Source organism: Rodentibacter caecimuris (assembly GCF_001019715.1).
Lineage (GTDB): Bacteria > Pseudomonadota > Gammaproteobacteria > Enterobacterales > Pasteurellaceae > Rodentibacter > Rodentibacter caecimuris.
Genome location: NZ_BBXJ01000002.1, coordinates 1 through 19,236, shown reverse-complemented (window position 1 = coordinate 19,236; position 19,236 = coordinate 1). Strand labels below are relative to the sequence as shown.

The window sequence follows — 19,236 nt, the reverse complement described above, 5'->3', positions numbered from 1 at the left end:
TATCGTTAAGTACAAAAAAGATGCGAATTTCAGATTGGCTACAAAGGATGGCAATTATTAGCCAAACGCCGGCATTAATTTACGTGCGACACCTATTTTTGACTGCGATCAATTTGAAATGGTAAGCGATGGATTTGACACTGTCGTCAAACATATCCCTGATGTTGATAACCAAAAAGATTATGAACCGGCTTGGGTTGAAGGTCATCTCCGTGGCGTTTTGGTTTCCACAAAAGAAAACAATGAAATTTCTCACCGCTTGTGAGTTTTGGCAAAATCCTACAAATTGCCGGAGTCAGCCCAAGCAAGAAAAATGGCAGCTATTCGCCTTACACCTTGTGAATTTGGAAATGTACATTGGGAAAGCCATTAAATATGTTCTCAGTAAAATGCCAATGGAAGAACGTCAGAACAAATCGCAAGAGGTTGAAATTGAAAATGGAAACGACAAATACCGCATTGATGAAATGGACAAGCAAGAGGGCGGCAAAAAAGAAGAGGATAACATCATTACAGTTGTTGATGAGGAAACCTTTGAACAATGCAAACAAAACATCATCAACGGTGAAACCACACTACAAGAATTGTGTGATAGTGGGATGTATGAGTTCAGCAAAGAACAGTATGACGAATTGGAGAAGTTGGAGAAACTATAACGTCAGAAATTCTTATTCTTTATTTAAAATTAAAAATTAAGTACTATAACCACACTAGTCAAAAGAGGAAAATCAATGCTCATCACTCACAATAGAGAAAAATTGTTACAAGTAATTACTTTTTTTCTCAAAATGTTGAAAAGTTAGGGAAAAATAAGCTCTTTAAGTTGCTTTATTTCCTTGATTTTGAGCATTACAAACAAGTAGGGCGTTCCGTAACAGGGCTTGATTATTCTGCTTGGAAAATGGGACCTGTACCTGTCGATTTACATGAAGAAATTAAAACAGCCAGAAGCCGATTTTCTAGCTAAAATCAAAATTGAACAAATTCCCATCCGTAAAGGAAGACAAGAAATGCTGAAATTTAATGCCTTGTCTGAATTTGATCAAACCCATTTTTCTAAACGAGAATTAAAAATACTTAATACATTAGCACAGCAATATAAAAATGCATTTGCTGATGATATGATCGAAGCAACCCACCTTGAACGTTTACCGTGGCATCAAATCTATGAAGTTGAAGGCAAAAAGAAAGAAATAATTCCTTATGAGTTAGCATTACCAAGCCAAAATAGGGAGTCAATGCACAAGGACAGTATTGAACGTCTAGCACTGCTTGAGGTGTTAAAGTAATGCTTCAGTTGGGTTCAATCTTATTTCATCCTAAATTCAAGTTTAATGATGGCGGAGAGCGTGATAAATACCTAATTATTTTGGGTATGACATCACAAAAATTGATTGTAGCTAAAACCACTTTCAAAGGGGTGGAGATATACCCTTGAATATGGTTGTCAGTTAAATACGCATCAAGCATTCTTTTTGCCACAAAATAGTAACCCTATACTGAGTAAAAATACTTGGATTTGTTTTGATGAATTTTATGAACTTGATAAAAATGAATTGGGCAATCGAATAGGTAATTCTGAATTATTTCATTGTGGAATATTAGTTAATGAACATCTAAAATATATTCAACAATGTGCATTGCAATCAGACGATATTTCAGCACACCAAGAGCTAATTATTCGACAATCACTAATCTAAACATTTGACACCCACCGCCCTTTATTCTAGACTATGCCTACTTTCAACAGAAAGTCGGCAAGCCACAATTAAGTGGCTTTTTTTGTATCTGAATTTTGAGGCGTGTTATGACAGAAACCATTTACAGTAATCGATGAGAATATGAAATTACAAATTTACTTACATAATGATAAACCAGTGGAGTTATCCACCTTATGTCAAAGTTTAGATGGCATTTCAAAAGAATATTCACGCTTTATTCAAAACTCTACACCCAGAACAAAATTTACAACCTTGTGATAGTAACATCTACGTTACACAAATTACCAAAGGTACATTATTGTCGAGTTAGGAACTTATGTTGCCGCAACTTACACACTTATTGAACATAGCAATGCTATTTTTGAGTTTGGAGAACGTCTTGCCTCAAAACATACGGCTGGCCTACAAGGAAAGCGACCACAGCCCGACAATATAAATGTAAGCGAATTGCGCCATCTAAGCCACGCCTTAGAACCTGTTGCAAATGACCCAAAAGCAAGCATTTCTATCGGCTCAATCAAAGTTGATGGTGGTATTCATATTCACTTGAAGCCGACAATATGAAAGCGAATGCATTACAGCATCTAATCGGCAAGAAAATGGATGAAATGAAAGAACCGATTGTCGGATTGCAAAAAGGTTGTGTAATGCAATTAGCCGTTACAGCTGCAGATAAACAGATCGACAAAGCTATTATCGAAGCCTTTACTAAAAAAGCGATTAAAGTGAGTTTTTGAAACAAACGAGCTTAAACAGACGATGGTAATGCGAGAACACCCCTACCACAAACTCTTTATTGTTGATGTAATGGTTCACACGGTAGACGACAAAATCGTGCTTTACCACATCAAAAATTTAATTGATATTTTAGATAAAAATGAAGTCTAATTTGACAACCCCAACACTTTATACTACTATCCGCCCCAAGGTGTCGAAACCTTTTTCAAGTGGCGGTAGTAAACGGATCGCCAAAGTGCGGTCTTTTTTATGCCGAAATCTCGTTAAGTCGAGAGGGCGACTAATACAATACCCGCAAGGGAAATACGTCCAGCCTAACCACTTGAAGGCTTTCGAACCTCTCGGCACCATTTGTCGAAAAAATGGTGAATTATCGAAAATATCAAGTGGAGAGTCAAAATGACAAATATCATCACCGCCGATTACAACGGCACTCAAGTTTTCTTCCAAGATGACGCATATCTTAATGCAACGGCTATTGCAAAACATTTTAATAAACGTCCTAATGACTGGCTAACGTTACCGACAACTCAAGAATATATTGAAACCCTTTGCAAAAAGACCGAAACCAGAAAATCTGGTAACGCTGCCAAAGTAGGGAAATCCCACTTCGTAAAAACAATCAAAGGTGGTAAAGATTTATCTCAACAAGGCACTTGGCTACACCGTCGTCTTGCTGTTCCATTTGCTCGTTGGTTAAATGTTGAATTTGCTATTTGGTGTGATGAACAAATTGAAAAAATTCTAATTGAGAAAAATCAGCCAAAACAACTCGCCTTGCCCGAGCCGGAAAAGAAATTCAAGTTTGAATTTACCGAGTACGAACTTCAACTACTGCCGTGGATATGGTTTATCGCCTTACGAGGCACAGAAACTTGCCGAATGATTTATCCGGCAATGGAAACTATCGGTTCAAAATATTCCGGTGCAATCTACGGACAAGCCTACGAATATAAGCACACTATTCGGGAAGTTCATAAGCTACTGAAACGCCTTACAGCCGATTTCAAATACGACTATGAGAGTAACTGGCGAGTGCTAAAACACCTCGAGAATTACAACCCGAAATCTAATAACTACCAAGTAATCTAAAACTTAATCAAAACCGACCGCACTTTTCCCCGTGAAAATCGTGTGGCGTTTCTTGCACCCAAATTTCAGCAAAAGGAAGAAAAAATGTTCAAGAAAGGTTTAAAAATTGTGCTTGCCGTGTTTGTGATTATCAGCGCATATCAAACTGGATCTCACCCACGACTACGATGGGAAAATTTCTCACATTCAACAATAAGGAATAACGATGTACCAATTCAAAGCCAGATGTTCAGGTCTTGCTGACTTAATGCCACAGAAGAGAGGCGGAGAAGGACTTTCCGACACCGCCAAAAGTGCGGTCAGAAAGATCGCTAAATTCGATCTGTTCGGTTATCAAGATTTGAAGGCAACAAATACACCGAAAAAGGGAATCTTCTGGAAGAACAAGCCATTAAATTAAGTGGCCAGAAAACGAGGCTTGCCCCTCAAGAAAAACACTGAACGCCGAGAGAATGAATGGATCACGGGAGAGTGTGATATTTACGTTCCCTCTCGCAAGCTCATTATTGATACAAAATGCTCGTGGGATATTGGCACTCACCCGTTCTTTACAGACGAAGCCGAAGATAAAGCGAAAAAAGCCGGTTATGACATTCAAATGCAAGGCTATATGTGGCTATGGGATTGTGAAGAAGCACAAATTGATTTTGTCCTCTTCCCTACTCCTTACGAAATGCTCAGTAGTTATGATAGCCCCGAACGCTACATTGATTTAGTCGAACAAATTCCGCAAGACAAACGGATCACTACCGTGACCGTCAAACGTGATAACGCCATCATCGACAAAATCAAAGAACGTGTTAGTGCTGCCCAAGAATATTATCAACAGCTCATTCAGGAAATGAGCTAATCCCATTCTGAACCACACCGCCCACTTAACCGTGGGCTTTTTTATAGGACAAACAAAATGCAAAAGAAATACGAACTGTTGAAAGATGACACCAAAGAATATTTGGGCAGAACGCTATATCGCATTAAAGCCCTAATCTCTTTTGGTGCAGTAGTTGCCGGCGAACTTGGCGGCTATATCGAAGCAGAGAAAAATTTAGATCAATCTGGCAACGCTTGGGTATGTGGCAACGCTCGGGTATTTGGCAACGCTGAGGTATATGGCAACGCTCGGGTATATGGCAACGCTCGGGTATTTGGCAACGCTGAGGTATATGGCAACGCTGAGGTATATGGCAACGCTGAGGTATATGGCAACGCTTGGGTATATGGCAACGCTTGGGTATGTGGCAACGCTCGGGTATTTGGCAACGCTCGGGTATATGGCAACGCTCGGGTATATGGCAACGCTCGGGTATATGGCAACGCTCGGGTTAGTTCTTGCGCCATTGTTTCCGAGCGAAAAATGATTTTCTGGGCGAGTAATGTCGGTACCGAGAACGGTACACTCACAGTGTTTAATGGCAAGGATGACTTAATCGTTACAAGAGGTTGTTTTACCGGCACAGTCGATGAGTTTTTAGCAAAATCGGCGAAAGTACATGACGAGAAAACCAAACGCGAGTATCAACTATTGATCGAAGTGGCGAAGAGCAGAATTTTAGGACAAGGATAAGGATAAGAAAAATGAACATAAATGAAACGCTACAAGAGCGTGAAGAAACGCACGGGAATTTCCATACCGGTGCACTTATCTTCAGCGATATTTTAAAGCATATCGAAAAATCCAAAAATCTTGATAGCACGCACAAATATGCCATCACGATGATTGCGACAAAACTGGCCCGAATATTAAACGGCAATCCGCACGAAGTCGATCACTGGCGTGATATTGCAGGTTATGCAACGCTAGGCGGACGATTAGATATACCGGAAGAATCGTTATCACCGCAACCGCTCAATGCGTTTGTTGAGTTGCCGGTAGTTAGTCAAACTCGCTCTTAATTAAGAGCATTTTTTATGAGGAATAAATTATGTTTTGGTTTAAAAATGCCATTATCTATCGCTTAACAAAAGCATTAGATTTTTCAAATCTTGAACACGCATTACAAGAATGTAAATTCGTTGAATGTAGCGCAAATGAGGCGAGTAAATTTGGTTGGACAAATCCGCTTGCAACAAGCGAACAGCTGTTTTTTAACGGCAACGGATATATTTTACTTGTTGCTCAAAAAGAAGAGAAAATCTTGCCGACAAGCGTTATTCAAAAAGAAACTGATTCTCGCATTTCCGCCTTAGAGGAAAAAGAACAGCGGAAACTCAAGAAAACAGAGAAGCAGATAATCAAAGATGATGTCGTTGCAACATTACTTCCCCGTGCATTCAGTAAATATCAGCATATGGCACTTCTAATTGATGTTGCACGTCAACTTATTTATGTTGATACAGCCTCAGCGAAGCGCGCCGAAGATGTGTTGGCTTTGTTGCGTAAATCTCTCGGTTCATTACCTGCTGTTCCGGTTAGCTTTGTGTGTAACCCGGCAGAAACAATGACAAGCTGGATCGGTGGTCGAATGCCGGACTGGTTGATGTTGCAGGAAGAATGCAAATTAAGGTCGATCTATGCTGACGGGCAAGTGATATTTAAACATCAGGACTTAGAAAGCGAAGAGGTTTATGGATTGCTGCGAGCTAAAAATGTTGTCACGAAATTAGCACTAGATTGGGAAGATCACATCAGTTTTGCACTAAGTGAAACCGGCTCGCTTTCTAAAATTAAGTTCGCTGATGTTATTCGGGAGAAAAATGACGACATTCTCAAAGAAGATGTAGCTCAACGCTTTGACGCGGATTTCTTCTTGATGACATCAGAGCTAGGACAGCTTTTCGATAATTTGACGACCGAGTTTTGTGGGCTTAAACAATCAGACGAAGAATAGCAACTTGCTAAAATATTTTGAGTTTAACTAAACCGCTCTTAGGGGCGGTTTTGTTTTTAAGAGGTGAATTATGAGAAAGATGATTGCAGAATTTCATTTTGAAGATAATAAAAGTGTGCGGTATTTGACGAATTTACACATAAATAAACAAGATGGCTTTAAAGTTGTTCGCATAATAGAGAATAATGTTATTGAGAAATACGAGTTGCTAGAAGAATTATTTGATGATGAAACTATTCAGTTTTTACTTCTATGTCGAAACAAAACCCCAAAAAGATTTGAGGCTCTTATTAAAAATCTGAATGAAAGTATTTCAGGAAATAATGAATATTAGACCGCCTACTTTCAATGGGCGGTCTTTTTTCAGGGAGTAAATGCGGAAAAGTAAAAAGAGAGGGAGAAAATGAAAGGTAACTTTGATGAATGCTTTCTTGAAAGTATTAAACGGCACAAACTGACAGTAATAGAAAACACCGAACACACCAAAGTTTTTCACTTCGCCGATCCGAACACTATTGCACTGTCTTGCACGATTATCTATGCGGCGAATATCTAAATTTGATAAAGAAAAAATGAAAGCTGTATTTCACCCAAATGTAATAGAGGCTGTAATACATACAATAGATTTAACTGAAAGAGGTATAAATTATGCTAACAGAAGAAATTAAACAAAAATTATTAAATGGTGCTTATGGTGTTACTAAAAATGGTACTAAAGTTAAGTATATTGGTAAATTAATGGGGAATACAAAATATCCTTTAGTATTTGCAACATATAACAAGAATGGTGATTATGAAAATACAATCTGTTATACAAAAAATTTTACCTATTGTTTAGATTCAGAATTTGTACATGATATTGTAGGTTTATGGCAAGATAAACCAGAACCTTTCAACTTAGAACGAGCATTAACAGGACAAGGTATTCAATACAAAGAAGGTGATACGGACTATCCTTCTCATATTGTTGGCAAATCATATATTACAGATGAGTATTATTTAGAAATTTCAGAAGGTGAATGTGTAAGTATTACTTTAAATGATTTACAAAAAAATTATGTAATGTGGAAAGAGCCTGAAAAATCACAGGCTCAATATAAAGAATTGCCGAAACCAATTACGGAGTTCGGGGATTTAGAAAAGGCTTGGTTTGTTGGATCTATGCCTAGCTGTCTTTTCCCAGCTTATTATTCTTCAAAAAATTTTAATGATTTAGATGTTAAATTACGTTTACAAAATAAGCAGTTATTTGCAACAGAACAACACGCTCAACTTTGGTGCGATGCTTTGAGTGGCAAACTCAAAGTCGCCATCGTTGATTAATCCCTGATTTGCCAATCAAATTCCGTTGTTTTTGATTAACAACGGAGTTTGTTTATCAACAATGAGAGACTAACCGACCGCTTACAGAAATGTGAGCGGTTTTATTTTATGGAGAGAAAATGTTTACCTACGGCTCAATCTGTTCGGGCATTGAGGCGGCAAGTGTAGCGTGGAAAGGATTGGGAAAGCCATTATGGTTTTCTGAAATTGAACCGTTCCCTTGCGCTGTACTTGCTCACCACTTTCCTGATATTCCAAATCTTGGCGATATGACCGCCTTACCTGAAAAAATCCTTAATCGTGAAGTGCCGGCACCGGATGTTCTAGTTGGTGGCACTCCTTGCCAAGCCTTTTCAGTTGCAGGCAAACGGGAAAGTTTAAACGATGACAGAGGGAATTTAACCCTTGCTTTAATTCATATTTTAGAGGCTATTGATTATGTCAGAAACCAAGACGGACAACCACCTTGCATCCTCGTGTGGGAAAACGTACCGGGTGTCTTATCCACTTCGGACAACGCATTCGGATACTTTTTGGCTGGGCTGGTTCAAGAAAGTCAGCCATTACAACCAACAGGGAAACGATGGACAAACTCTGGTTATGTGCATTCAAGAAGAACTGTCGCGTGGCGAACCTTCGATGCTCAATACTTCGGACTTGCCCAACGACGTAAAAGAGTGTTTGTTGTGGCAAGTGCTCGAAGACGAAGTATCGCAGAAATACTCATTGAGCAAAAAAGCGTGTCAGGGGATATTGAACCGAGCAAAATTACGCAACAAAACGCTACCATTGATTTTAGAAAAGGCTCTCTTGCAAGCGGTGAATCAGTAACAGGCACACTACTCGCAAACTGCGGTACTAAATGGCTTGGAAATCAAGAGGCCTTTAGTGGCGACTTCTTTATCGTTAAAAATGGTTTTTCTTCATTTTCTCAGGAAACCATCAGTGGAAAATTGCGTTCTAGTGGTGGAGATTGTGGTGGCGGGAGTGAAACTTTTATTGTTCACGGTACGCAAGACCCGATTATTAGCAATACGACCGCACATTGTTTGGGACGAAATGGCGGGCAGGAAAATATCGTGTTTGATATTGCACATCGTTCCGATGTTGTGAGATTACAGGAATGCGACACAACCCCCACACTGACAGCAAGAATGGGAACAGGCGGTAATAATGTTCCTTGTGTTGCTCTTGCAGGCAATACGATTGGGCAAAAACCTGAAAACGGCGGTAACGGCAATGGTTTTGATGAAAGCGGGGTAAGCTATACCTTAACAAGCACCGATGTTCATGCCGTGACTACAGCTACAGTTATTAGAAAACTTACTCCAATTGAATGTGAACGGCTACAAGGCTTTCCGGATAACTGGACGAAAATCCCGTATCGCAATAAACCTGCGGAAGACTGTCCTGATAGTCCACGCTATAAAGCGATTGGAAACTCAATGGCCGTGCCGGTAATGCGGTGGATTGGAGAAAAGATGATTAATTACTTAAACAAGCCTAGCGAAAGCTAGGTTTTTTATTGGAGCAGAAAATGATAAACCTCAAAGCGAACAATATCAAATTTCACGAAACTGAAATTTTATGTTTCAAGGGTCATAAAAAATCGTGGAATTTCCGGCAAATGAAGAAGATTTATAAACGAGCTTTCGCTGAAATGGCAAATCAAAATCAGTGGCTAACAAATCGTTGGAAGCCTAAACATATCCGCCTTAAGTGGTTGAGATTTGAAGCACAACACGCTCGAAAGTTTGAAAAAGTATTATTACGGCTGATGAAATCAAAGTATTTTTAGGGAGAGAGTATGGAAGAAACCCTAACAATCAAACAGGTTGCAAAATACTTAAACCTTAAAGAAAGAACCGTTCGAAACCATATTTATGATTGGGGATTTTTCAAAATGACAGGTTCTCGCGTTTGGCGTATTCATAAGTCCGATCTTGATCTACTCAAAAAACGATCTGATAATGCTGATAGATTAGCTTTGTCGGTCGAAGAGGTACAACTATGTCGATCTACAAAAGAAACGAAAATGGTCCGTGGTGGGTTGATCTCGCAACCCCAAGCGGTAAAAGAATTAGACGCTCAACTGGCACGACTATAAAAAAGGAAGCGCAACAATATCACGATAGGCTTAAAGCTGAAATGTGGAAAATTGATAAACTTGATGCTCCGCCAGAGTATATTTTTGAAGAAGCATTACTGCATTATGTGCGCTCTGCTGAAGGTCAAAAAGATACTGCAACTAAAAAACGGCACGCCATCTACTGGCGTAGCAAATTCTCAGGACGAGTATTAAGCTCTTTAACAACACAGGAAATTTTACAACATATTCCCACCAAGAATATGAACACTAAAAAACCTCTTGCTAATGCTACCCAAAACAAATATATCAAATCTATTTCTTTGATCTTGAATCTTGCACATAAAGCGGGGATACTAGACAAAGTGCCCTATATCCCTAAGAAAAAAGAGCCGCCAATCCGAGTGCGTTGGATCACTAAAGAACAAGCACGAGAATTAATTGGCAAACTTAGCCAAGATTGGATGCGAGCAATATGCTCATTTGCTTTAATGACAGGAGCAAGGCGTACCGAAATCCTCACTTTAACATGGGATAAAATCGACTTCGTGCGTAAAGTAGCATTGGTTACTAACGATGTCGCTAAGTCTGGAAAAGCTCGCTCATTATTACTCAATGATGAAGCCATCACCTTACTTAAATCCATTCGTAACAGGCATTCCAAATATGTGTTTGTCGGTAGAAACAGTAATCCGCTAACGGATATCAACCGAAAGTCTTTCACGCTAGCAACGAAAAAATGCTTTCTAGTTGATTTCCATTTCCACGATTTGCGGCATACTTGGGCAAGCTGGCACGTTCAAGCAGGTACACCGCTATTCACGCTCAAAGAATTAGGCGGTTGGGAAACTCTCGAAATGGTCAAGAAATATGCTCATTTGAATGCGGATCATTTGTTGGAACACGCAAACAAAGTAGAATTTCACGGCACATTTACGACACACCCAAAGCCTAAGACACATTTAAAACTTGTTGCGTAACATATAACTTTTTGAAAAATAAGACTTTTAATGGCACGCCCTAAAGGATTCGAACCTTTGACCCACGCCTTAGAAGTTCTCTATATATTTTTCATAAAGATAAAATTTCACATTAAAAACAATGACTTGCAAAGCTAATCATTTTGCATTTTGATAGTGTTCTACATCTATTTACCTCATTTCACTCCTTTTACGTCACATCTACGACACACTCTCCATTGCTTCATATCAAATTACCTTACTCATATTCTTCACAAGAATAGGACAATCAAGATTGACGCGTCAAAGAAAAAGTGCGGTAAACCTACCGCGCTTTTATCAAAAATTTATTTTAACGCTCAGACTCATTCCCGCCATCTTCTATGATGCTGGAATAAACCTCTACGCCGAGGTAATAGAGTTTAAAAGACTCACCTGCAAAGGCAAAACCAAACAACCCTGTTGTTTTCTGTTTATTATTGAGATTTTCAAAAGTAAATATTCCCACTTCAATCGAGATTTTTTTAAATTCCTCAAAATCCATGTTCAGCACGTGATTGTCATCTGAGAGTGGATACCCCATTAGTTCACCAAATTGGTCAAAGCGGTAACTGATATTCAATCTGCGCACAAGCTCCGGACTTGGCAATTCCACTTCGCTGTCTTGATTGTCACGTCTTAAATAGACCCGCTGGGTAAAAGGGTCTAACCAATAGCCATCATTTGGTCTGTCACCATACCAAAAAATACCGTCTCTATACCCTGTCTGAACGAGCTTGATATTAGCCAAGTTCTTTACCTGTCTGTACACAGCATTGTCTGTTGCAACCAATCTGTTTTCTACTTCCATTACCCGTGGGACAGGCTGATTTTTTAATACTTCAATCTCGTTTTCAAGATTAACTATATCTTTTGCCACGTTGTAGGCAAACATTGCATCGACGGGTTGGTTTTTATTTATTCTCGCCATTTCTAAGCTCCTGTTTTGTTTGTTGGTAAATTTTGTTGAGAGATTCGTCATATTCCTTGTGGTTTAAGACGATATATTGGGTTTTAATTAACCGCACTTTGTACGGTTTTTTCTTTGAAAGAACATTAATCATCGTTCACCACCGTAACATCTTGGATTAATGTCAATTCTCCACCGGCAATCGTGCGCACTTTGTGATATTGGTCGATACATTGCAAATCCCATTTGGCAGATTCCCACTTCACGCCCTGCGTTTTATCATGTGAGATTGAGATGTGGATAAGGTGATTTTCTACGGCAATTTCTCCTGTTTGAGTTGATAGTTTGATAACATCGCCCCGTTTGGGTTTGATGTGTAAATCAAGTCGGCAGCCGTCAAAATTGACCGCACTTTCTTGGTCGTCATCTTCCACAACCTCAAATGTAAAACCTTCATCGTCGCCCCGAACCATCTCTAAGTCGATTTGTTCCATTTTCGCTCCAATAAAAAAGCCCTAGTTTGAGGGCTGTGACTAAACGTAAATTTGCTGCGTTTCTTTCAAATGATTGTAGATTCGCGCAAGCATAATTTGTGTTGGCGTTTTGCCGATGTCCTCTTTAGTAAAAGGTGCGTCATTAATCGCTTTTGCCGCTTCGGCATCAATCCATTTATATTCACTGATAATCGGTGTGAAATCTGTGACGACGCCGTCATTATCTGTGCCGGTGCCGATAACGTATTTTGCATTGATTGAACCGTCTTCTTGCGTACTGTAACTAGCAATCGCTGAGTACATTGGGTTTAAGATTTTGTTAAATGTTGTCATAAAAGACTCCTTGTTTTAGATAAAAGAAAACCCCGACAGTTTGTACTATCGAGGCTATATTGAAAAAATCGCCTAAATTTAACCGCACTTTTGTGTGGTCTGTGTTTAAACTTTAACCAAAAGCCTTGAATTGGAATAGAGAATAGTTGTAATAAGCGGTTTATCTAGACTGTTCTCGTTACTAGCCCACGCTAATAGCTTTATATTTAATTGCTGATTTTCATTTAGAATGAATGTCGTATTGGTCACTTTCGAGAAACTTCCATTTGCAAGATGAGATAAATTTCCTCTTTTGTACAAAGTTAAATTCTCATTTTCTCCCATGTGGCTGTAATCCGATGTGGTAATATTAAACGGAACTTGTACCCATCGTTTTGCACCAGAAGGCAAAATATTGATTTTTGCTTCATACGCATAGTAATACTCACGTTTTATTACCCCTGTACTATCTTTAGTATCAAAACGTACTCTTCTATCAAGAGCCTTCCATTTATCAACTAACAATGTTTCATAGATATTACCACCCACTAATTGACTTATTCTTAGCGAACCAGTGAATTCACCTGTTATCCCCTCAATCCTTGCCCCTTTTATCAATCCTCCATTAATTGTTGAACCATTAATTGTTGTACCCGATACCACTCCGCCACGAATGTTATTCCCTTCAATAGTCGTCCCTGTGATTGTTCCAGCTGTCACTCGTCCTAAATTCGCACTAATCGCTGATAAACTCGATATATTGAGTTTATCCGCAGTCAATGTCTTAGAGACAACATGCGAGGCATTGATACTGCCTGCTGCCATATTTCGAGCGACGATAGTACCGGCTGCGATCTGATTGCTTGTAATCGTATTGGAAGCAATTTGTTGCGCGGTGATGGTGTTTGTGACAATCGAGCCACCGTGAATCGCCGTTACACCGGCATTTTGCCAAGCAGACGGCTCTTTAGTATGTGCTGTGCATTCCTCAAGCATAGGGCGAGCCACGAACATCCAAGCCCCATTAGGATTAGACTTATCACCATCATAAAAGAAAAAGAATACATCAAGACTAACCGCCTTAGGAGGGGCTTGAAACTTAATAAATACTCTTTTGGCATTATTAATACCTTGAAAGCTATACCTGTTACTAAAACCTTCTTTTTTATTTAATAAATATTCTCCATTAGCCCCTCTTACATCAATATATATTTCTACTCTTTTACAACTATGATTACCCATATACGCTGAAATCATATACCAATGACCTGCATTAATAGCCACATTTTGATGTATTCCACATCTTGAATCGTTACGATTAGTTATTTTATTATGCCACCTTAAAACATTTTCATTTTTTAAATATCCACCTAATTTAAATTCAGTATCTTGCCTACAATATCTTTCTCCTTTCTTATCTTCAGGAACACCTTTCTCAGTAGCAGTCCATCCATCAGGAACACCTTTTGTAGGATTTGCAAAAATCGGGTTATACAACAAATTCCCACCCAACCCAATCGCTAACTTATCCGCTGTTAATTCACCTGCGGCAACGTGACTTGCACGAACCGCACCGGCTTGTAATGCTGCCGTGCTGACGGAATCCGCCGCCATTTTGTCCGCCGTCACAATATTGGCACCTAAGTGTTGAGTGCCGATAACATTTGCACCGATTTGTTGTGCAGTGAGGGTGCCGGTGAGCTGTTTTGTCGGGATTTGTAATTTCCCAACATCAATGCTGTTGTCAACATACTTGGTTCCATTCCACGTGTACAACTTGCCGTCAGTGGTGTTATGGACTTGGTTATAGCCTGCAAACTCATTAACGTTTAATCCCGTCACCGTTTTGATTAGCTCAAGATTGCGTGCCGGCAATGCGGTATCAATCACTTCATTGACGATATTTTGTGACAACTTTTCATTAAGTAGCGCTAATTCTTCGTCAATATCGACCGCACTTTCCGCCCTTAAGCCTGATTGTTGATAAAACGGGCCGACATTAATGCCACGGGTATGACGCAACCAATAGTAACGCACTTGTTTTGCGCCCACTTCGTGGGTGTACATTCGAGCGGTGACTTTTGCAATACGTTTTGCAGTTTGAATATCGTCCGTTTCTGCTGCGAAAATTTCGGTGGCTGTGGCATCGTTGATCCAATCCCACTCAAGGGTAATATTGCCTAAACCACCTGTAGCACGCACGCCTGTTGGGGCAGGAGGGCGGTCGATGGTAAAGGGTTTTGCCTTTTCATTGAGTAGTTGTCCGTTTTGGTTTTTCGCACGAATTACAACGGTATATTCACCATTTTCGAGATCGTCTAAATCAAGTTCGGCTGTTTTTCTCCCTAATTTAGATGAATATAATTTTCCATCTTTATAAATAAAGATGTCATAGGTAACTAATCCAACCCCGCCGGTTGTGTCTGCTGACGCATGAACTTTACCGTCTGGTCCAATGTTGATTTGGATATCACCGACTTTCGGAGTGTTGAGCAAAGTAGTTTCACGAGGTTCAAAATTCGCACCATTATCAACAATCGCCTCTTTTTGCGGTTCGTGTTGAATGGCAGAAATAGTAAATTGATCTTTGCCATCTTTTTCTTGAACTGTAATGCAACGATATAGCTTTGTGACAAGATTTTCATTTGAAATCGTCCACGGGTACTGAACGGCAATACTTATCGGCGGATCAACCAAAGTAATTTGATTATTTTTTACCGCAGCGATTTTTGCGTGGCGCTCTTTGCCTTTGTTATCAACGTAAGAAAAAACTTGCTTTGTTCCAGAAAGAGTAACGTCACGATCCACTGTTATTATTTTTCCGGCTGCGGATATAATTCTTCCACCGATCTCTGTACCAGCAAAATAACTATCAGCAATGCGGATAATATCGCCCGGAATATTGGCTAATCCCTCTCGCCCAACAGTAAATGTTACCATTTCAGTTTCAAGGCGTTCGGTTTCTAAAATCCATTTTGCCATGCGGTGTGCCTGCCCCCGTGAGGTACAACCAAAAGCCGCTTTTTTTAACTGTTTTAAGCCGTTTTTTGCCACATCTTGATCGTCTTGAACAAGCTCAATCGCACTTTTATAGCTATTGAGTTTGTCAAAATAGGTAATTTGGATCGAATTATGACGATCTTTATTAGCAGAAGAGGAATATTCAAATTCTCCATCTATCACATTTGCATTGGTATAAACCCATACCGGATCACTTGGTCGATCTAATACGATAGAAAATTCAGAACCATTCCACACAGGCAAGCCACGGAAGCATGAGCAAATATCATTGATCAAGTCATAGGCTTTGCGTGATTCACTAATCCAAACATTACAAGTAAAGCGGGGTTCTTGTCCACCAAAGCCGTCCGGCACAAGTTGATCACAATACTGCGCTGCAGTATAGAAAGCCCATTTATTGATAGAAAACCCGTCAATACGATGACCGAGCCCGTAACGTTTGTTGGTCATTAAATCGTAAAGCACCCATAATGGATTGTCCGTCCATTCGGTTTTAAATGCACCGTCCCAATAATCGCCGGTGTAAGTACGGGTTATCGGGTTATAGTTAGACGGAACAAGACACTCTATACCGTAGATCTCGTAGCTGCGGGTTGGAATTGCACTAAAATATTCTGAATCGAATTCAATCCCCATTAATGCCGTGTGAGGGTAGGTGTATTCACCTTCAATGATCTCCGTGTAGCTCGCCCAAATGGTTTTATTTTGCAAACGTTGAGACTTGGAATCAGGCTCTACACGTTCAACTTTAAGTAAAAATGGTACTGACGGTAAATTTTCAATATCAAGCTGACGCAAATATTGAGAGCTATATTTACCGGTAATGTTAAGAGGGTAAGTTTGATCTCCGACTGTAACAATGAAATTGACACTAGATCCGAGTGTATCACCTTGATCGTTTTGACTGAAAAGGCTACTTACGCCCAAATGTAAGCGCAATCTAGATACATTCTTATCTGTGATCGTGCGAGTAAGTGGAGATGATTTTTTTACTTCTTGCCCGACATTAACCTCTCTTTCCGAAGTATCAAAATCAGAAAGCTGATCTTGCACTGCAAGACCTTTTCGTCCTTGCCATGTCACGTTTGAAAAATTAAAACTGTTATCGGCATTCTGAATGGGCGTATCGTCTAAATAGATGGATTTCATTCCATCAACCAACCCTTTTACAACACCCTCTGAAATACTTTCAACAACTCGCACGCTTTGTTTTGAGCGTCCTGTTTCAGGAGCTTCATACGGAGTATGTCCGCCGCCACCGCCACCTTTACCCATTTTAATACCTTCCTATAATTTTTCTTACTAAAGCCCCGTCTCGACGCTCAGCCGGTTTTTTCTCTGCTTCGCTTTCGGCATCGTATGTACGAATGCCTTGAGATAAAACGAGAGATCCGCATCGGAAGCGCCCATAACACAATGCCATAGCTCGACCTTGTGCCACCATGTTAAAATATTAGAAAAACTTGTTGAACTTTGCTTATCTTGCCTGTCATTACCGTTATTTGAGTTTGGTGTTTTCGTTAGCATTTGTGCGACACCGCTTGCCATCAAGCCGACCCCAGCGGCTATTAACGCCCCGCCGCCGGCCCACGACGTGAGAACCCCAACTACAACAAGCACAGCTCCAGCAATAGTCTGAAAAAGCCCTCCTTTTTTTCGCTCCGGCTAATACCGGAGTAAAATGTACGGTGCAATTCTCACTAAGCTCTTGATGAATTTCATGTTCCGCATAACGAGAATCTAAATAAGTATTTCGCCCAATACGAACCTTAAAAAAACCTTTTAATAAATGATTTTTCAAGCCTCTACGTTGTTGTGTTAATGCTTCAACAATTTCTGCTACGTTTTACATTTAGCCTAAATTGGCTGCCAAATTGTTTAAGACTGCCGTAGAATTTGACATTGACCATTCTCTATGCCTCCATATTGAATGTGTATATTGAGCCAATAACCATCATAAAGATCACGTTTTGAGAGCCTTTTCGGGGCGTGGTGGCAATACTCGCTGATCCCCGACATAAATTGCCGCATGATTCGGCACTGGAGATTCAATACGCACTAATACCACATCACCCACCTGAATGTTTTCAAGCGAGACTTGATAAAATCCGTTCTCTTCTAAATGCTCAAGATAAAGATTTCGCCTTGCCACCACCACTCATCAGCACGGGATAATCAGGAAAATCAAAACCGCACAAATAATAGAAATCACGAAAAAGCGTGTAACAATCCATTTTGCCGTGTTCAAAATGCGGCTAATTAACGGCGCAATTTGGGGAAATTGATAAACCTCATCATCACAAATAAGCACCAATCAAGAGCCGATAGAAGTTGCATTTGCCTATCTGCTAAACTCAATTTGGGATCTCCGTTAGGTGGGAATGGACTAAGGCTAAAATTTTCCCTTTTTCTTCCGCCTTAATAAAATCGCCTGGTGAAACTCAAAATAATTTTGCGGATCGGCTGCGATATTTTCACAATGAATAAGTTCAAGTTTTCCTTCAATAGATACAACAAAGCCGCACATTTCGAGCGGCTCACATTCTTTTGCCAGTGTCAGCAAGGTCTTTTTTAATTCATCAGGAATATTCATGTTTACCCAATTTATCAACGCTTGGGAATCCACCAAAATTAGCGAGATTTCGTCTAAGAGCACAACCTGTTTTACATCGGCTGCATTTATCTTTTTTCGGATCGGTTGTCGGTTGATCTTTTTCATCAGCCACAGGCGGACCGTCATAACCGCATTCAACTCCTCGATATGGCCAAGGACACATCGTCAGAATAGTCGGCAAGGAATCTGCGCACCGTCCATTTCTACCGGCGTAGCGAGAACAAAGCTGACTAAATCCCGTTGTGTGAAGATAGTTGTTCAATTACAAAAATTGAAACCGTTTCAATACTTGGATCTGCGTATGGATTGCCATCTTCAAAATTGACTGCATCTAAGAACCGAACACAGACACGCCTACGTCTTACGATTGCGCCAAGGCATTGTTGGTAAGCGTAAATAATACGGGTCACAAATCCATTAATATTGCCTAAAGAAAGCGTAGGGCGATTGCTTGCACCCTGTGAAGACAATTTAAAACCGCTTGTTGCCACACCGTAGGGAACATATTCTTTACCTTGCCAGATGATAGGCTTGTCGTTTAATCGGCACCGGCATAAAAGCGATAAAGCTCGCCGGCATTACCTTCTTTATCAAAATGTTTTCTTAAATCAATTTCCCATAGATCAATTAAGGCGACTGTTCAAGTTTTGCCAGTTCCGCCTTTAGTTTTGGCTCACTCATTACAGCACCTCTTTAAATGTCATTGTAAACGTAGTAATGCCACCATTTTGTGTACTGCTCCAAGACGGGCAATAGACTTTTATATCTCGTTCTTCTTGACTGCAATACCACAGAAACGCCTGATATCCGCCACGTTTAGAAAGAAATGTACGTAAGGATTTGGCATTAGCTGAATTACAAATACAGCGTACGCCGGAAATATTCACCAAGTCGTGGTTTAATCCTTTCGGCGCACGTTGAGAATAGCCGTCCCCAAACTCATTATTGATAATATTGGGTTCGTGCGAGATGGAGTAGCCGCCTTGCACCGCCCAATTAAAACGCTCCAGCGTTCCCGTCACGTCTTGCCTCCCGTAACTCATATTGAATCATGCCACGAATTTTATCGACCAAGTCGCTAGTCCATTCAGAATGATCG

The 19,236-nt window shown here is 40.1% G+C and carries 20 protein-coding genes and 4 pseudogenes; 16 read left to right on the top strand and 8 right to left on the bottom strand.

Annotation, left to right across the window (positions count from 1 at the left end; translation table 11 throughout):
* Nucleotides 1-512: 512 nt before the first annotated feature.
* From PNEUHYL_RS13350 to PNEUHYL_RS13285, 16 genes and pseudogenes are all read left to right on the top strand, one after another.
* Nucleotides 513-656 (top strand): annotated as a pseudogene (locus tag PNEUHYL_RS13350) (recombinase RecT); the annotation flags it as partial.
* Nucleotides 657-823: 167 nt separating this feature from the next.
* Entirely contained in the window at nucleotides 824-967 is a 144-nt protein-coding gene (locus PNEUHYL_RS14010) for a Panacea domain-containing protein (protein ID WP_217994559.1), read from the top strand.
* Nucleotides 927-1,289, top strand: a complete 363-nt coding sequence (locus PNEUHYL_RS13605) for a hypothetical protein (RefSeq protein ID WP_255204614.1) — start codon at nucleotides 927-929, stop codon at nucleotides 1,287-1,289. Before PNEUHYL_RS14010 ends, PNEUHYL_RS13605 begins: the two co-directional genes overlap by 41 nt.
* 992 nt (nucleotides 1,290-2,281) lie before the next feature.
* Complete coding sequence (locus tag PNEUHYL_RS13880) at nucleotides 2,282-2,458, top strand: hypothetical protein (RefSeq protein ID WP_255204613.1); 177 nt, start codon at nucleotides 2,282-2,284, stop codon at nucleotides 2,456-2,458.
* Between the two features lie 28 nt (nucleotides 2,459-2,486).
* Nucleotides 2,487-2,609 (top strand): hypothetical protein, encoded by a 123-nt coding sequence (locus PNEUHYL_RS13875; protein ID WP_255204612.1) that lies wholly within the window; start codon nucleotides 2,487-2,489, stop codon nucleotides 2,607-2,609.
* Between the two features lie 249 nt (nucleotides 2,610-2,858).
* On the top strand, nucleotides 2,859-3,551 hold the full coding sequence (locus tag PNEUHYL_RS13335; RefSeq protein ID WP_059367751.1) for a P22AR C-terminal domain-containing protein: 693 nt from the start codon (nucleotides 2,859-2,861) through the stop codon (nucleotides 3,549-3,551).
* Nucleotides 3,552-3,756: 205 nt separating this feature from the next.
* Nucleotides 3,757-4,401 (top strand): annotated as a pseudogene (locus tag PNEUHYL_RS13330) (translocation protein TolB precursor).
* A gap of 57 nt (nucleotides 4,402-4,458) precedes the next feature.
* Nucleotides 4,459-5,115, top strand: a complete 657-nt coding sequence (locus PNEUHYL_RS13325) for an LbetaH domain-containing protein (protein ID WP_059367758.1) — start codon at nucleotides 4,459-4,461, stop codon at nucleotides 5,113-5,115.
* 11 nt (nucleotides 5,116-5,126) lie between these two features.
* Nucleotides 5,127-5,444: a DUF6378 domain-containing protein gene (locus PNEUHYL_RS13320; RefSeq protein WP_059367760.1), complete on the top strand. Its 318-nt coding sequence runs from the start codon at nucleotides 5,127-5,129 to the stop codon at nucleotides 5,442-5,444.
* A 29-nt stretch (nucleotides 5,445-5,473) separates the two neighbouring features.
* A complete protein-coding gene (gene rdgC / locus PNEUHYL_RS13315) occupies nucleotides 5,474-6,379 on the top strand; it encodes a recombination-associated protein RdgC (protein ID WP_059367764.1) in 906 nt (301 codons plus the stop codon).
* Between the two features lie 70 nt (nucleotides 6,380-6,449).
* Nucleotides 6,450-6,713 carry a hypothetical protein gene (locus PNEUHYL_RS13310; RefSeq protein ID WP_059367767.1) on the top strand — a complete coding sequence of 88 codons (264 nt, stop codon included), beginning with the start codon at nucleotides 6,450-6,452 and terminating at the stop codon, nucleotides 6,711-6,713.
* 69 nt (nucleotides 6,714-6,782) lie between these two features.
* Entirely contained in the window at nucleotides 6,783-6,935 is a 153-nt protein-coding gene (locus tag PNEUHYL_RS13520; RefSeq protein WP_158513615.1) for a hypothetical protein, read from the top strand.
* Between the two features lie 92 nt (nucleotides 6,936-7,027).
* The gene (locus PNEUHYL_RS13305) at nucleotides 7,028-7,702 is read left to right on the top strand and encodes a hypothetical protein (RefSeq protein WP_059367768.1); all 675 of its coding nucleotides are present in this window, start codon (nucleotides 7,028-7,030) and stop codon (nucleotides 7,700-7,702) included.
* 119 nt (nucleotides 7,703-7,821) lie between these two features.
* Nucleotides 7,822-9,219 (top strand): DNA cytosine methyltransferase, encoded by a 1,398-nt coding sequence (locus tag PNEUHYL_RS13300; RefSeq protein ID WP_059367772.1) that lies wholly within the window; start codon nucleotides 7,822-7,824, stop codon nucleotides 9,217-9,219.
* 290 nt (nucleotides 9,220-9,509) lie between these two features.
* The gene (locus PNEUHYL_RS13290; protein ID WP_059367778.1) at nucleotides 9,510-9,809 is read left to right on the top strand and encodes a helix-turn-helix domain-containing protein; all 300 of its coding nucleotides are present in this window, start codon (nucleotides 9,510-9,512) and stop codon (nucleotides 9,807-9,809) included.
* Entirely contained in the window at nucleotides 9,713-10,768 is a 1,056-nt protein-coding gene (locus PNEUHYL_RS13285) for a tyrosine-type recombinase/integrase (protein ID WP_059367781.1), read from the top strand. Before PNEUHYL_RS13290 ends, PNEUHYL_RS13285 begins: the two co-directional genes overlap by 97 nt.
* A 331-nt stretch (nucleotides 10,769-11,099) precedes the next feature.
* Here PNEUHYL_RS13285 and PNEUHYL_RS13280 read toward each other — a convergent pair whose 3' ends face one another.
* The 8 genes and pseudogenes from PNEUHYL_RS13280 to PNEUHYL_RS13245 all read right to left on the bottom strand — a co-directional run bounded on the left by PNEUHYL_RS13280 (nucleotide 11,100) and on the right by PNEUHYL_RS13245 (nucleotide 19,180).
* On the bottom strand, nucleotides 11,100-11,717 hold the full coding sequence (locus PNEUHYL_RS13280; RefSeq protein ID WP_059367626.1) for a hypothetical protein: 618 nt from the start codon (nucleotides 11,715-11,717) through the stop codon (nucleotides 11,100-11,102).
* A 125-nt stretch (nucleotides 11,718-11,842) separates the two neighbouring features.
* A complete protein-coding gene (locus PNEUHYL_RS13275) occupies nucleotides 11,843-12,190 on the bottom strand; it encodes a hypothetical protein (RefSeq protein WP_059367628.1) in 348 nt (115 codons plus the stop codon).
* 39 nt (nucleotides 12,191-12,229) lie between these two features.
* Entirely contained in the window at nucleotides 12,230-12,523 is a 294-nt protein-coding gene (locus tag PNEUHYL_RS13270) for a hypothetical protein (RefSeq protein WP_059367632.1), read from the bottom strand.
* 105 nt (nucleotides 12,524-12,628) lie between these two features.
* Nucleotides 12,629-16,798 (bottom strand): TipJ family phage tail tip protein, encoded by a 4,170-nt coding sequence (locus PNEUHYL_RS13265; protein WP_059367636.1) that lies wholly within the window; start codon nucleotides 16,796-16,798, stop codon nucleotides 12,629-12,631.
* 27 nt (nucleotides 16,799-16,825) lie between these two features.
* Nucleotides 16,826-17,071 (bottom strand): hypothetical protein, encoded by a 246-nt coding sequence (locus tag PNEUHYL_RS13920; RefSeq protein ID WP_335340976.1) that lies wholly within the window; start codon nucleotides 17,069-17,071, stop codon nucleotides 16,826-16,828.
* A gap of 304 nt (nucleotides 17,072-17,375) precedes the next feature.
* Nucleotides 17,376-18,116, bottom strand: a pseudogene (locus PNEUHYL_RS13255) (C40 family peptidase).
* A pseudogene (locus PNEUHYL_RS13250) lies at nucleotides 18,103-18,818 on the bottom strand (phage minor tail protein L). Before PNEUHYL_RS13250 ends, PNEUHYL_RS13255 begins: the two co-directional pseudogenes overlap by 14 nt.
* Nucleotides 18,818-19,180, bottom strand: a complete 363-nt coding sequence (locus tag PNEUHYL_RS13245) for a phage tail protein (RefSeq protein ID WP_077665747.1) — start codon at nucleotides 19,178-19,180, stop codon at nucleotides 18,818-18,820. Before PNEUHYL_RS13245 ends, PNEUHYL_RS13250 begins: the two are co-directional and overlap by 1 nt.
* Between the last annotated feature and the right edge of the window lie 56 nt (nucleotides 19,181-19,236).